Raw genomic sequence first — 13637 nt, 5'->3', positions numbered from 1 at the left:
AAGGTACTGCAAATCTGTTGGCTGCAAAACTTTACGGATTGAAGGCAATCGGAACCGCAGCTCACTGCTTCACTCTTGTTCACGACACCGAGCGTGACGCTTTCACTTCTCAAATTGCAGCTCTTGGCAAAGGCACTACGCTTCTTGTTGACACTTATAATATTGAGGAAGCTGTAAAGACAGCCGTGGAAGTTGCAGGTCCAGATCTTGGCGGAATTCGTATTGATTCTGGAGATTTGTGCGCTCTGGCTCGTCGCGTTAGGAATCAGCTCGACGAGTTGGGTGCTAAAAACACAAAGATTACAGTTACTAACGATTTGGACGAGTATGCTCTTGCTTCCTTACAAAATGCGCCTGTGGATTCTTACGGCATCGGCACAATGCTTGTAACCGGCTCCGGTGCTCCAACTTGTGCAATGGTTTATAAGCTTACTGAGCGTGAGGGTGCAGATGGTGTAATGCAGCCTGTTGCTAAGCGTTCTAAGAATAAAGCGACTGTGCCTGGACGTAAGTTGGCGTATCGTTCATACGATTACAGCAACGATTCTTGCGGTGTAGCTGATTGCGAACGCGTGATTTCCGGTTCGGAAGTTGCGCTCGCTCAGTTTAAGCCTAAGGATTCGTGGGAAAATCTGCTAGTTGATTACATGGTCGATGGTGAAGCTGACGAACAGTTTATGGGTCACGATGCGATTATACGTGCCCAGGATTATTGCGCTTCTGCTTTGCGTCGACTGCCTTTGGCTGCGCAAAGTTTGATGCGCGGAGACCCTGCAATACCAACAGAAATTCAAGTACTATAAAAGTACTATAAATTAATCTTTTTAAAACTAAACTTTACTAAATAACTAAATAAGATTCGCAAATAATTTTCGCGAATAATTAGCGAATAATTCATGCGTAAAGACTAGCGTTTCTGACAGCTTTTTTGAGCGTTTGTTGCGATAATGCTTTATGCTTGATTTTGCTAATAAAATTCAATTAAATTTTAGTGCGCTACGAAATTCGTTACACAATGCGTTACGAAAGGATGCGATATGTTTTCATCTTTAGAAGCAGATAATGCGTTAGATGCTGTTATGGAATCTGGTTCGCAATCCGCAAATCCAGATTCTGGTTCCGGCACAAGCACTTCTGTTCTAGAACGTCCAGAAGTTGACGAAGATGCTCGTCTAGATGATGGTGGTAATGCAGATCGTTTTGCGCACTATGTGTCAAAAGACAAAATTGATGAGTCGCGCTTAACTGGTCGACCAGTAGTAGCTTTATGCGGTAAAGTGTGGATTCCTCGACACGAAGCAAATGACTACCCAGTTTGCCCTGAATGCAAGCGCATATACGAGGAATTAGGAAAGTTTAATTTTTAAGTAATTATGTTGCGTATTTAAGTAGTTTATATTGCGTAYTAGCGTTACTTCTATCTTTAACGATAAAAGTAACGCTATTTTTTAATATATTTTTGTTCTGAGCGCAATGGGTGATAATCTAAAAGCATGACTATAGCTGTGTGCCCCGGCTCGTATGATCCAGTCACTGCCGGCCATTTAGACGTAATACAACGTTGTACGCATCTATTTGATGAAGTACATGTGCTAGTTGCGGTAAATGCTGCAAAGACTCCGTTATTTTCTGAATCTGAGCGCGTAAAAATTATTCAAGAAGCAATAAATAATTTGCCGCAATCTCAAAATAGCTTCAATCGCGATTGCAAAATAGTAGTAACTTCAACAGCTGGTTTGATTACTGACTACTGTACAAAAGTTGGTGCTACAGTAATCGTAAAAGGCTTACGTCAAAACGGTGATTATGAGGCAGAACTTGGAATGGCACTAGTGAACCGCAAATTAGCAGGTATCGAAACGCTTTTCCTGCCTGCTGATCCTGTGCTTGAGCATGTTTCAAGCTCTGTGGTTAAAGATGTTGCTCGTCATGGGGGAAATGTTACTGGCATGGTTCCAGATAACGTAATACCCTTATTAAAAAAGCTTTTTAGTGAGCAATCATTAGGCGTAGATAATAATTCATCTATGCTGAACAATTGAACAGGAGAGTAGAAGATGACAAATAAAAATGAACTTACTGACGCAACTTCTGGATTATCTAGTGAAGGAGACGACACGATGGAGCGCGAAGTGCAAGTTGATCGCAATCAAAAGCTGCCATTGCATCCGGTTCTCGCAGATGAAGAAGATGCTCAAGATGGCGTTGTAAATACAACGCAATCCGACGTACGAAGTGCGCATGAAGGCGACCTATTAGTTGATACAGATGCTGACAATACAGAAACGTCATCTGTTGCGGCAGTTGGAAGTGTTTCTGCTGCGGAAGATGTGCAGGATAATGGTGCTGATGGTGCAAATAAGAACAAGAAAAATAGCAAAGCAGCTTCTTCGCCAGCATCATTTTCTCCTTTCCCTCTTCCAGATTTACGAGAGCGAGAAGATGGTGGCGTTATCGACTTTGAGGAAAATGAATCTGAAACTTCAAAAGTAGCTGCAGAAGCAATAAGCGATGAAGCGCGTTCAAAGAGCCGCGCTGAATTTACTACAGTTTACGACATTATTGACGCAATGGAAGCAACTCTTTCGGAAGCCAAGAATGTTTTGTTTGCTGCAGGAATGGTAAAAATTGATCGCGATGAGTTCGTTGACCAGTTAGCGCGTTTGAAAGATATGCTTCCTGTGCAATTGGAGCGAGCTTCTGCGTTAATGCGAGAAGCAGAGCGACGTTTGCGTACAGCGCAAGCACAAGCAAGCTCTATTGTTTCTTCAGCGCAATCTCAATCTGCAGAAATAATTGAAGAAGCGCAAGAGCGTGCTCAATTTTTAGCAGGTCAAGAAAACGTAACGGCTTTAGCAAAACAGAAAGCTCGCGATATTCTCGCTACTGCGCAAGCAAAATCAGACAAGCTTACGCAAGGTGCGGATCAGTATTGCGCGACTGTTATGGAAGGCTTAAAGCAGCAGCTAGATAAATTAGAACAAGATGTGCAAGCGGGTCAGCGAGTGTTGGAAGATCGTCGTCGAGCTGCAGCGCACGTACAAAATGACATTAGCTCATCATTGTATGACGATGATGAAGAGGAAAGGAATTAGTAATGGCTTCGCATCCATCCCAATCACCATGGGCTGTTCCAGTAGCGCAAATGGCTGCGCGCGCTGGTAGTAGCATGTCGTTGCATCGCGTATTTCCGGCGCCGGAAGGTATTGGAGATTACGTTATTGGCGTAAAGCCAGACAGTGATGTTATGGTTGATGGCGATTTTGATGCTGTGGCTGACGGCTTAATGTTTCAGGGCAGTATTACTGCTCCGGTGCATGCAGAATGTACTCGATGCTTGATGCCGCTTCGTCGCGATTGGAAAGTGGATGTGTGCGTATTCTTTCCATATGCTGACTCGCGTTCTAATCGTTCGGATAATCGCAATACTCGTGGCGATGCGGATGAAGCTGAATCGCAAATTTGGGATGAAAATGACGAGTCGGGCAATGTGTATCCGCTAGTTGCGGGTGGTGATTTTGCGGATATTGAGGCTCTTATTCGCGACACGATGGTAAGTGAGCTGCCGTTGCAACCGTTGTGCGAGCCGGATTGTCGCGGACTTTGCTCTCAGTGTGGCGAAAACTTAAACGAGCATCCAGATCATCATCATGACGTTACGGATATTCGTTTTGCTGCTTTAGAGGATTTGAAAGCTCAGCTTGAGCAGAATGAAAAGCGGCATTAATTTTAGTGAGTTGTAAAGTTTCTGTCGCACTAAAGAGAAATTAGGTTGCGCAATTTGTACGGCGCTTGCTGTAATATACAGAACGCTTAAGCTCAATCGATTGAACGAAATAGAGGAAAGAATTATGGCACTGCCTAAGTATAAGACCTCGCGTGCTAATACGCATTCGCGTCGCGCTAATTGGAAGGCGTCTGCCGTGCAGACTGTGACTTGCCCGAACTGCGGTTCTCAGGCATTCCCACACATGGCTTGCCCATCTTGCGGAACCTTCCGTGGTCGTGTTTATCGTGAAGCTATTCGCTCCGAGCACACCAAGTAGGTTTTATTAATAGAAACCCTGCCATCGACGGGTGGCAGGGTTTTTCTTTTTATTTACGCGCGTCGAGTGCGTGCCAAGCGATTTCGGCGGCTGCGAGTTGCGCTTTTCGTTTGCTAGAGCCACTTCCGACTCCCAACACTTCGTCGCCATCCTTATGTGCCAAAACCGCGCGAGCTTCAAATACTGGAGCGTATTCTGGCCCAGAAACAGCCATTCGATACTCTGGATCTTCCAAACCCATATCGTGAGCTTTGACAGTAAGCGAAGTCTTCCAATCGAGAGCTGGTCCTTCAGTTAGCACTTCCGCCAAAGTGTCGTCAATCAAACGATGCACAACTCTGCGAGCTTCATCAATTCCATGTTCAACAAAAGTTGCACCAATAAGTGCTTCAACAATATCGCACAAAATTGAATCTTTATTATTTCCGCCCTGCTCCATTTCTCCGCGACCGAGAAGAATATACGCGCCAACATGCAGCTTTTCGCGCGCAACAGCAGAAAGCGCCCATTCAGACACAGCTTTCGCTCGCATCTTCGCAAGCTGACCTTCAGTCATGTCTGGATGTGCAGAAAACAGCGTTTCTGTGGAAACTAACTCAAGCACAGCATCGCCCAAAAACTCAAGTCGCTCATAATTTCGTGTGCCAGGATGCTCGTGCGAGAACGAGCGGTGGGTGAGTGCTTCTACCAAAAGATCCGGCGAAATAGTTGTGCCTAAAGCGTTTAAAAGTTCCTGTGTTGGGTCTCCAGGGCGAGTTTCATTGCCATCTAATCTCAAAACTCCGTCTTCGTTGTGTTGCGCATGTGAGTTGTTTTGATTATTTTGATTGTGTTTGCTCTGCATATTCTGTTGATTTTGTTGATTCTGTTGATTGTTCTGAGTTTTCATAGCACGTATTATTATAGTCCACTACCAACACAAGCACTTTTAAGCTTCGCGTTCGCATTTGCGATCGCATTTTTCCATATTCCTTCTATATCCTTTCGTATAAGTGTTCAGCTATATTTGTGGATTATGCCTACGTATGATTTGGGATTAGAACGAGTTTCGCTAGAATTTGCTACAAAAACGATTTTTACAGACGTAACTCAAGGTGTTTTTGAAGGCGACAGAATCGGTATTGTTGGAAAAAATGGCGACGGTAAATCAACGTTACTTCGACTACTTGCCGGTAAAATGCAACCTGATTCTGGTCGCGTTACGAAGCGTGGTGGGCTTACTTTTGGCATGTTGGATCAGCGCGATCCATTGGACGATAACGCAACTGTGCGCGAGGCTGCTCTTGAAAATCGCGAAGATTACGAGTGGGCTGCAGATCAGCGTTCGCGCGAAATTGTAGAAGCGCTTCTAGGCGGCATAAATTTGGAAGCAAAAGTAGGCACGCTTTCTGGAGGTCAGCGCAGACGTGCAGATTTAGCAAGATTATTGTTGCGCGACTGGGATATTTTGGCTTTGGATGAGCCTACGAATCATTTGGACGTTGTGACGATTCATTGGCTTGCAGAGCATCTTCTTCACCGTTGGCAGGACGGTCAAGGTGCGCTTTTGATTGTGACGCACGACCGCTGGTTCTTGGACGAGGTTTGCACTTCGATGTGGGAAGTGCACGACGGCGTAATTGATCCTTTCGAGGGTGGTTACAGTGCTTATATGATGCAACGCGTGGAGCGCGAACGCCAAGCGGATGTGCGCGAAGAGCGTCGCAGGAATTTGGCGAGAAAAGAGTTAGCTTGGCTTTCCAGGGGTGCTCGTGCGCGTTCTACTAAGCAAAAGTTCCACGTAAAGCAAGCGCGTGAGCTTATTGCAGATGTGCCGCCGCTAAGAGACACTCTTGAATTGAAGAAAATGGCAACTTCGCGTCTTGGTAAGCAAGTTGTTGATTTAATTGACGTTACGCAAATTTTCGACAACGCTCAGCAGCTAAAAAATATCGATCCGGATATTGCAGAAAGCGCATCTTCGTCTGAATCGAATGCAGAAAAATCAAATAAAGTCGATATTGTAGAATCTGCTTTTGCGCAACCAACTCACGTAGGAAGCGTTACTATTGTCGTTGACGAAAATCAAGAAAATTCTCTTGAAAATTCTGCGGAAAATACTTCGGAAAGTACTGCTACGAGCGCAGAAAACATTGCAGAAACTTCAGCTGCATCGCGCAAAACTATTACTGGACGCATGATTTTAGACGATGCAACTTGGCTTATAGGTCCAGGCGATCGTTTTGGAATTGTGGGTGCGAATGGAGCAGGAAAATCAACATTATTAAGCATTATTGACGGATCTCTAAAGCCTACGCTTGGACACGTAAATATTGGCAAGACTGTAAAATTTGCCGTGCTTTCGCAGCGGCTAGAAGAGCTTGAAAAGCTTGGAAAATATAAAGTAAAAGAAGTTTTAAGTCGCTATAAGCCTAGCTATATTATCGACGGCAAAGAAGTGACCCCAGGTCAGCTTATGGAAAGGCTTGGTTTTAAGCCCGAGCAGCTTATGACACCAATTGCGGATCTTTCGGGCGGTCAAAAGCGACGTATGCAGCTGCTGCTGATTTTGCTAAACGAACCAAACGTGCTGATTATGGATGAGCCTGGAAACGATCTCGATACTGACATGCTTGCAGTTATGGAAGATTTGCTCGATACTTGGCCTGGCACTTTGATTGTTGTTTCGCACGATCGCTACTTGCTTGAGCGCGTAACAGACCAGCAATTTGCGCTTATTGACGGCAAAATTCGTCACCTTCCAGGCGGTGTAGATGAGTATTTGCAAATTGTAGAAAAGCTGCAACGCGATCACGAAAATAGTAGTGGTACTACTGGTACTGTTGGCGCTTCAAGTACTGCGAATGCTTCGAGTGCTGCAAATTCTACAACTAAAGAAAGTTCAGAAAGTACAGTAATTGAGCCCAAACTTACCGGCAAAGCCTATCACGATGCTGCAAGGCGAGTTTCAGCAATCGAGCGAAAACTTACAAAGCTTGAAGAAGAAAAGTCGCAAATTGAAGCGCAAATGGCTGCGCATAACCCAAGTGACTTTGTTGGACTTCAATCTCTTAACGAAGATCTCCAAAAAAACGAGCAAGAAGCAAGTGCTCTTGAGGATGAGTGGATGGAGCTTTCTGAGCAGCTTTAGTACAAAATTGCTGCGTGCTAAGAAGATGAAATAGAAGATAACAGCCACGTGCTAAATTTGTGAGGTATGACTCAAATCAAGGATATGTTGGAATCTGTAAAACCAATTCGCGTTGACGGTCGTGATGTTGACGAGCTCCGACCTGTGCACATAACACGTAAATTTACTGATGTTCCTGAAGGCTCTGTGCTTATTGAGTGTGGCAATACGCGCGTAATGTGTACCGCAACTTTTACGGTTGGTGTGCCTCGTTGGCGTAGAGATTCCGGTTTGGGTTGGGTAACTGCCGAATATTCTATGCTTCCTAGAGCAACAGCTGAGCGAACTGATCGCGAATCTGTGCGTGGAAAAATTGGTGGTCGCACTCACGAAATTAGTCGTCTTATTGGTCGCTGCTTGCGCGGTGTAGTCGATATGAAAGCGATGGGTGAGTGCCAGATTCAAATTGATTGCGACGTGTTGCAAGCGGATGGTGGAACTCGTACTGCTTCCGTAACTGGAGCTTATGTAGCTTTGGTAGATGCGCTTCATTGGGCAGAAAAGAATGGTCATATTCGCTCTGCTGCAAATGTTATTAAGGATTCTATTTCCGCTGTTTCTGTAGGCGTTATTAACGGCACTCCTATGCTGGATTTGCCTTATGTTGAGGACAGTCAAGCTATGACAGATATGAATGTAGCTATGACAGGTTCCGGTACTTTCATTGAAATTCAGGGCACTGCAGAACATCGTCCATTTAATCGCGACGAATTAAATACGTTACTTGATTTGGCAACTAAAGGTAATCGCGAATTGCAAGCTGCTCAAAAAGCCGCTTTAGCAAAATAGAAGAGATTGAAGGAGAACGGGCGTGAAGCTTATTGTGGCAACACATAATGAGGGAAAACTCGTTGAAATCAAGCAAATTTTAGAGGAGCAATTGTCGAAACTTGCAGACAGTTTCGAGTTAGTAACTGCAGGTTCTCTTGGCTTGCCTGATCCTGTGGAAACTGGCGTGACTTTTGAACAGAATGCTTTGCTCAAAGCGCGTGATGTTGCTGCAAGAACAGGTTATCCCGCTATTGCAGACGATTCGGGTCTTATCGTTGATGTGCTTGGTGCTGCCCCTGGTATTCTTTCTGCTAGGTGGAGTGGTGTGCATGGAGATGATAAAGCTAATAATGAGCTTCTTTTGCGCCAACTTTCTGATATCCCAGATCAATGTCGTACTGCTCGTTTTCGTTGTGCTGCAGCTCTTGCTATTCCGGATGGGTGCAGTGAGGTTCCTGAAGGCAGTGTTATGTCGCATTCTCACGGCTTTGAGACTGTTCGAGTCGGAGAAATGGTTGGTCACTTGTTGCGCGAGGCGCACGGAATTAATGGTTTCGGCTATGATCCGCTATTTGTGCCAGATTTTCAGCCTATTCGCGATGGTGTGCAAATGAAAGGTTTGACTAGTGCAGAGCTGACTCAAGAAGAAAAGAATGCTATTTCGCACAGAGGTAATGCTTTGCGCGCACTTTTGCCGGAGTTGCAGGCATTATTTATTACTGAATAAGCGAAAAATTTCGTGCGCGAGATGGGACTTGAACCCACACGTCGTAAGACACAGGAACCTAAATCCTGCGCGTCTACCATTCCGCCACTCGCGCATAGACTCATATAAACAATCGAGCGAATAAAAACAAATCAAAAGTATTAATACACTCGAGTGAGTCAGAGAGCCACTTGACAGAATCGAACTGTCGACCTTCTCATTACGAGGGAGACGCTCTACCGACTGAGCTAAAGTGGCATGTTGCCCGAGACGCATTCGCGACTCGCGCACAAATCAAACACTATATATCATATTTTTGAATTTGTCCAATTTGGCGCGTCGTGCAATAGATAATGCTCCAAATGTGAGATAATTTCCTCGCGTTTGGAGTGATAAACCACAGATAACCCTCCAAATGCAGGGTAGGTTGCGCGCGTTTGGGGCACTGCACATCCTCAAACTACAAATTTTTATGTGTAAATTATCAGTGTGATTGTGTTCATTTTTGTGTTAAGCTTCGCGTGTTTCTGTCTGCTTTTGTGAGTATCTTGTGAATTGGACTATAGTGACGGTTGCTGTCACGTCAGTTGAAGAAATGAAAGGACCTTACAATGGCCATCAATCCGCCAGTTGACGCCGTAAAAACCCCAGAGTGGGCTGCATTGCAGAAGCATTACGACGAGTTGCAATCAGAAGGCGTTTGCCTGAAGAAGTGGTTTGCCGAGGACGCAAATCGCGTGGATAAGTTGAGCTTCGAAGCTGGAGATCTCCACTTCGATCTTTCTAAGAATTTAATTAAGCCTGAAACTCTTAAGCTTTTCGCAAACCTTGCAAAGGCAGTCAAGCTTGACGAGCGCACTAAGGCAATGTACACCGGCGTGCACATTAACAATACTGAAGATCGTGCAGTTTTGCACACTGCTTTGCGTCGTCCTGCAGAGGATGCTGGCAAGTTCATTGTTGACGGTCAAGATACCGTTGCAGACGTGCGTGAAGTGTTGGGTCGCATTTACGATTTTGCTAACGAAGTTCGTTCTGGCGCTTGGAAGGGCGTTACCGGCAAGAACATCAAGACTGTTGTAAACATTGGTATTGGCGGTTCCGATTTGGGTCCAGTCATGGTTTACGAAGCCTTGAAGCCATACGCTGACGCCGGCATCAGCGCTCGCTACGTTTCTAACATTGATCCAAACGATATGGCAGAAAAGACCAAGGATTTGGATCCAGAAACCACTTTGTTCATCATTGTTTCCAAGACCTTCACCACTTTGGAGACTTTGACCAATGCTCGTACCGCTCGCACTTGGTTGCTGAACAAGCTTCAGGAGTGCGGTGCTATTGACGGAAGCGACGCAAAGAAGGCTGAAGCTGTTGCTAAGCACTTCGTGGCTGTTTCCACCAACCTTGAGAAGGTTGAAGAGTTCGGCATCAACCCAACCAACGCTTTTGGCTTCTGGAGCTGGGTTGGCGGCCGCTACTCTGTGGATTCCGCTGTCGGCACTTCTTTGGCTGTTGTCCTCGGTCCAGAGCGTTTCGAAGAGTTCTTGAAGGGCTTCCACGCAATCGATACCTACTTCGCTGAGACTCCATTCGAGAAGAACGTTGTTGTGCTTCTTGGTATGCTCAACGTTTGGTACCGCAATTTCTACAAGGTTGCTTCTCACGCTGTGCTTCCATACGATCAGTACTTGCACCGCTTCCCAGCTTATTTGCAGCAGCTCACCATGGAATCTAACGGTAAGTCTGTGCGCTGGGACGGCACTCCTGTAACAAGCGAAACCGGCGAAATCTTCTGGGGCGAGCCAGGCACCAACGGTCAGCACGCTTTCTACCAGTTGATTCACCAGGGCACTCAGCTTATTCCAGCTGATTTCATTGCTTTCGTGAACACGCCAAATCCTACTAAGGATGGCGATCAGGATGTGCACGAGCTCTTCTTGGGCAACTATCTTGCACAGACTAAGGCTCTTGCTTTCGGCAAGACTGCTGATGAAGTTCGCGCTGAAGGCACTCCAGAGGAGATTGTGCCAGCTCGCGTGTTCAAGGGCAACCGTCCAACCACGTCCATTTTCGGCGATGCTTTGACTCCATTTAGCTTGGGTGAGTTGATTGCTCTCTACGAGCACATCACCTTCGTTGAAGGTACCGTGTGGGGCTTGGATTCCTACGATCAGTGGGGTGTGGAGCTTGGAAAGCAGCTTGCAAAGCAGATTACTCCTGCAATTTCTAAGGATGATGAAGCTTTGGCAGCTCAGGATGCTTCTACGCAGAGCTTGATTCGCTTCTATCGCGCTCATCGCAAGTAAGATAGTAGTCATATAGGCAATCGTTTTTAGTGATTGTTGGTTTATAAGTCTCTTGGCGTTAATTCGTCAAGAGACTTTTTGTTTAGCATCTGTCGCTGAGTTTTATAGGTCTCAAGTGCATTGCAATGTGTTTTGCTGCATATTGACACAACTGCAACAATAATTTATAATGAGCACGGTCGGTAGGTAAGGCTACCACGGGGATAAGGGTTGCTGCCGCAACACAGTGGAGACACTGCACGCTGGTTAACAGTCGTTGTCGAATTTAAGGCTTCGACTAATGCAACGCCACCGCCCTGCGAAGCTGAAGCTTGAACGACGTGGCACGCTTAACATGCATTTGTGTGTTTTGGTGCGTCTCTGTTCTCTTGTAAACCTCCGATTCAATGATGAAGATTTGCGCCGGCAGCGCACTAACTTAAGGAGGTGATTTGCCGTGAAACATGACAGTAAAAGCCATAATTCTAGTACTCGTACTGATGAAGGCTCCGACACTATTGGCAGTAGTAGTTCGGATGTTCCTCCTGAATATATGAAGCCGGCAATCATCGAATTTAGGTTGCAAAACTTGCGAAATATATAACTTACGAATACAACTTGCGAAATATAATTTACGAAGTTAAAACGTGAGTTCTAGTTATTTGCGCCTGTAACGTAATCAATGGTGATACGGCTACGCAAGAATTTACACAAGAAAAGTTACGCAGATCTTTACGCAAGAATTTACGAAAATCTAAATAGAAATCCGCATAGAAATCTCAATAGATATCTGCGTAATAAATGAATAGAAATAAAAAATACACGAAGGTGAACCCACTTATTGCCTATTCGAGGACTTTATTATGACCGTATTTACAACTTCGCGCAAAGAAAGCGCAGGTGTGCAAGTCGACGAGAACACTCGTTTCTGGTCGGATATTATTGTGTGCGTTGGCATTATTGCCGTTTTTGGCGTAACTGCCTTCCTTATTCAGCGCATAAATCAGCCGATTGGTCCAAGTGGCATACCATCTAAGGTATCCACGGACTTAATCAATCTGCCTTACTACACTTTGCGCTCAGTATTTCGCATGCTGATCGCATTAGTTGCATCTCTTATATTTACTATTGTTTATGGCTCTCTTGCAGCTCGCAGTCGTAGGCTTGGCAAGGTGCTTATTCCTCTTCTAGATATTTTGCAATCAGTTCCAATTCTTGGCTTCCTTTCGGCAACTGTCACTATTTGGTTGGTAATTTTTCCTGGATCAATGCTTGGTGTTGAAGCCGCTTCGATTTTTGCTATTTTTACGAGTCAAGCATGGAATATGACTTTTTCGTTCCACCGTTCGCTGCTCAGCGAGCCAAAGGAACTGGATGAGGCAGTTCGTAGTTTGCAACTCACGCATTGGCAACGTTTCTGGGTGCTAGACATGCCTAACGCAATGATTCCGCTGCTTTGGAATTGCATGATGTCTGTTGGAGGCGGATGGTTCTTCCTTACAGCTTCGGAAATGATTTCCGTAAATAATCACACTTACGCTCTTCCTGGCATCGGTAGTTTTGTGGCACAAGCTGCTGCCGAAAATAAGCTTGGTCTTATTTGGTGGGCTATTGTGTCGATGGTGATTGTTGTTTTGGCACTTGACTTCTTCTTGTGGAAACCGCTTACAGCTTGGGCTGAGCGTTTCCGCATTACGCAAAGCGCATCTGATAATGAGCGTCACAGTGCTATTTTGACTCTTATTCGTCACTCTCATGCAGATGAAGTTATTAGTAAGCTGTTTTTGCCAATTCGCGAGTGGCTTGAAAAAGTAACGCGCCCATTCGGTCGCACAGGCTCCAAGTGGCCTCATAAGGCTGCTCAGCATAAGCTTGGTGATTGGGTATTCAACGTTATTATGCTAATTATTGTGGCTGCTGGCGCCGCCCATATGCTTTACTTTGTGTATACAACTGCAGGTTTGCATGAGTTCATTACTGCAGGCATGCTTGGTGGCATCACTTTTATGCGCGTTGCTGCGTTGATTTTAATAAGCTCGCTTATTTGGGTTCCTGTTGGTGTTGTAATCGGCATGAATCCTAAGATTTCGCGTATTATGCAGCCTATAGTGCAAATTCTTGCTAGCTTCCCAGCAAACTTCATCTTCCCGTTTGCTATGGCTTGGTTTATGTCTTGGCATATTGATCTTGGTTGGGGAAGTATTATTTTGATGGCTCTTGGTACGCAATGGTACATTCTGTTCAATGTTATTGCAGGTGCTAGTGCTATTCCGGATGATTTGCGTGAAATGACGCGCAGCTTCCGCTTGGATCGTACTTTGCGATGGAAGACGCTTATTTTGCCGTCTATTTTCGGTTCATGGTGCACTGGCGGTATTACAGCTGCAGGCGGTGCTTGGAATGCTTCGATTGTGTCTGAGATTGTGGAATATGGAAAGAACCACATGGAAACTCAGGGTTTGGGTGCATATATTACTAATGCAACTACTTTAGGAGATTCTGCGCGCACTTTAGTTGGCGTAACTGTTATGAGCTTGATTGTTGTTTTAAGCAACCGATTATTCTGGTCGCCAATGCAACGTATTTCCGAAAAACGTTACGTATTGAATTAGATCGACTAACAAATCGACTAATAAATTTACTAATAAATCGCTTAAAAT

At 45.1% G+C, this 13637-nt stretch carries 12 protein-coding genes, 2 tRNA genes, 1 pseudogene and 1 riboswitch; of the genes and pseudogenes, 12 read left to right on the top strand and 3 right to left on the bottom strand.

All coding sequences use genetic code 11. The annotated features are described in order from the left end of the window. The 6 genes and pseudogenes from A5295_RS02015 to rpmF form a co-directional block, all read left to right on the top strand. A pseudogene (locus tag A5295_RS02015) lies at positions 1-803 on the top strand (nicotinate phosphoribosyltransferase); the annotation flags it as partial. 234 nt (positions 804-1037) lie between these two features. Then, on the top strand, positions 1038-1367 hold the full coding sequence (locus A5295_RS02010) for a DUF3039 domain-containing protein (protein WP_012913866.1): 330 nt from the start codon (positions 1038-1040) through the stop codon (positions 1365-1367). Positions 1368-1493: 126 nt separating this feature from the next. Then, positions 1494-2042: a pantetheine-phosphate adenylyltransferase gene (gene coaD, locus A5295_RS02005; RefSeq protein WP_012913867.1), complete on the top strand. Its 549-nt coding sequence runs from the start codon at positions 1494-1496 to the stop codon at positions 2040-2042. Between the two features lie 15 nt (positions 2043-2057). Next, on the top strand, positions 2058-3095 hold the full coding sequence (locus tag A5295_RS02000; protein ID WP_012913868.1) for a hypothetical protein: 1038 nt from the start codon (positions 2058-2060) through the stop codon (positions 3093-3095). Between the two features lie 2 nt (positions 3096-3097). Further along, the gene (locus A5295_RS01995; protein ID WP_012913869.1) at positions 3098-3727 is read left to right on the top strand and encodes a DUF177 domain-containing protein; all 630 of its coding nucleotides are present in this window, start codon (positions 3098-3100) and stop codon (positions 3725-3727) included. Between the two features lie 124 nt (positions 3728-3851). After that, on the top strand, positions 3852-4046 hold the full coding sequence (gene rpmF / locus A5295_RS01990; RefSeq protein WP_004574042.1) for a 50S ribosomal protein L32: 195 nt from the start codon (positions 3852-3854) through the stop codon (positions 4044-4046). Between the two features lie 49 nt (positions 4047-4095). Here the strand turns inward: rpmF and rnc are convergent, their stop codons facing one another. Further along, a complete protein-coding gene (gene rnc, locus A5295_RS01985; RefSeq protein WP_064621572.1) occupies positions 4096-4935 on the bottom strand; it encodes a ribonuclease III in 840 nt (279 codons plus the stop codon). A gap of 126 nt (positions 4936-5061) precedes the next feature. Here rnc and A5295_RS01980 point away from each other — a divergent pair, with 126 nt between their 5' ends. The 3 genes from A5295_RS01980 (at position 5062) to A5295_RS01970 (ending at position 8713) form a co-directional block, all read left to right on the top strand. Beyond that, positions 5062-7176 (top strand): ABC-F family ATP-binding cassette domain-containing protein, encoded by a 2115-nt coding sequence (locus A5295_RS01980; RefSeq protein WP_064621571.1) that lies wholly within the window; start codon positions 5062-5064, stop codon positions 7174-7176. Between the two features lie 66 nt (positions 7177-7242). Then, a complete protein-coding gene (rph, locus tag A5295_RS01975; protein WP_012913873.1) occupies positions 7243-8004 on the top strand; it encodes a ribonuclease PH in 762 nt (253 codons plus the stop codon). Between the two features lie 22 nt (positions 8005-8026). Next, positions 8027-8713 (top strand): non-canonical purine NTP pyrophosphatase, encoded by a 687-nt coding sequence (locus tag A5295_RS01970; protein WP_012913874.1) that lies wholly within the window; start codon positions 8027-8029, stop codon positions 8711-8713. 13 nt (positions 8714-8726) lie between these two features. Here A5295_RS01970 and A5295_RS01965 read toward each other — a convergent pair. Together A5295_RS01965 and A5295_RS01960 are read right to left on the bottom strand one after the other, a co-directional pair. Next, positions 8727-8807 (bottom strand) — tRNA-Leu (locus A5295_RS01965). Between the two features lie 70 nt (positions 8808-8877). Beyond that, a tRNA-Thr gene (locus A5295_RS01960) sits at positions 8878-8950 on the bottom strand. A 353-nt stretch (positions 8951-9303) separates the two neighbouring features. Here A5295_RS01960 and pgi point away from each other — a divergent pair. The 3 genes from pgi to A5295_RS01950 all read left to right on the top strand — a co-directional run bounded on the left by pgi (position 9304) and on the right by A5295_RS01950 (position 13589). Beyond that, the gene (pgi, locus tag A5295_RS01955) at positions 9304-10998 is read left to right on the top strand and encodes a glucose-6-phosphate isomerase (RefSeq protein WP_004110292.1); all 1695 of its coding nucleotides are present in this window, start codon (positions 9304-9306) and stop codon (positions 10996-10998) included. 171 nt (positions 10999-11169) lie between these two features. Beyond that, a riboswitch (M-box (ykoK) riboswitch) is annotated at positions 11170-11331 on the top strand. Between the two features lie 103 nt (positions 11332-11434). Further along, complete coding sequence (locus A5295_RS06330) at positions 11435-11581, top strand: hypothetical protein (protein WP_004110294.1); 147 nt, start codon at positions 11435-11437, stop codon at positions 11579-11581. Positions 11582-11840: 259 nt separating this feature from the next. Then, positions 11841-13589 (top strand): ABC transporter permease subunit, encoded by a 1749-nt coding sequence (locus A5295_RS01950; RefSeq protein ID WP_004110296.1) that lies wholly within the window; start codon positions 11841-11843, stop codon positions 13587-13589. The last annotated feature ends 48 nt before the right edge of the window (positions 13590-13637 follow it).

This window comes from Gardnerella sp. 26-12 (assembly GCF_001660745.1).
GTDB lineage: Bacteria > Actinomycetota > Actinomycetes > Actinomycetales > Bifidobacteriaceae > Bifidobacterium > Bifidobacterium swidsinskii.
The sequence above is the reverse complement of the archived record's forward strand: the minus strand, read 5'-3'. Positions and strand labels throughout refer to the sequence as shown.

What these genes read in the sequence shown, in the direction of transcription:
- A5295_RS02010 (WP_012913866.1), top strand. Translation starts at nt 1,038, where the DNA reads ATGTTTTCATCTTTAGAAGCAGATAATGCGTTAGATGCTGTTATGGAA.
- coaD (WP_012913867.1), top strand. Translation starts at nt 1,494, where the DNA reads ATGACTATAGCTGTGTGCCCCGGCTCGTATGATCCAGTCACTGCCGGC.
- A5295_RS02000 (WP_012913868.1), top strand. Translation starts at nt 2,058, where the DNA reads ATGACAAATAAAAATGAACTTACTGACGCAACTTCTGGATTATCTAGT.
- A5295_RS01995 (WP_012913869.1), top strand. Translation starts at nt 3,098, where the DNA reads ATGGCTTCGCATCCATCCCAATCACCATGGGCTGTTCCAGTAGCGCAA.
- rpmF (WP_004574042.1), top strand. Translation starts at nt 3,852, where the DNA reads ATGGCACTGCCTAAGTATAAGACCTCGCGTGCTAATACGCATTCGCGT.
- rnc (WP_064621572.1), bottom strand. Translation starts at nt 4,935, where the DNA reads ATGAAAACTCAGAACAATCAACAGAATCAACAAAATCAACAGAATATG.
- A5295_RS01980 (WP_064621571.1), top strand. Translation starts at nt 5,062, where the DNA reads ATGCCTACGTATGATTTGGGATTAGAACGAGTTTCGCTAGAATTTGCT.
- rph (WP_012913873.1), top strand. Translation starts at nt 7,243, where the DNA reads ATGACTCAAATCAAGGATATGTTGGAATCTGTAAAACCAATTCGCGTT.
- pgi (WP_004110292.1), top strand. Translation starts at nt 9,304, where the DNA reads ATGGCCATCAATCCGCCAGTTGACGCCGTAAAAACCCCAGAGTGGGCT.
- A5295_RS01950 (WP_004110296.1), top strand. Translation starts at nt 11,841, where the DNA reads ATGACCGTATTTACAACTTCGCGCAAAGAAAGCGCAGGTGTGCAAGTC.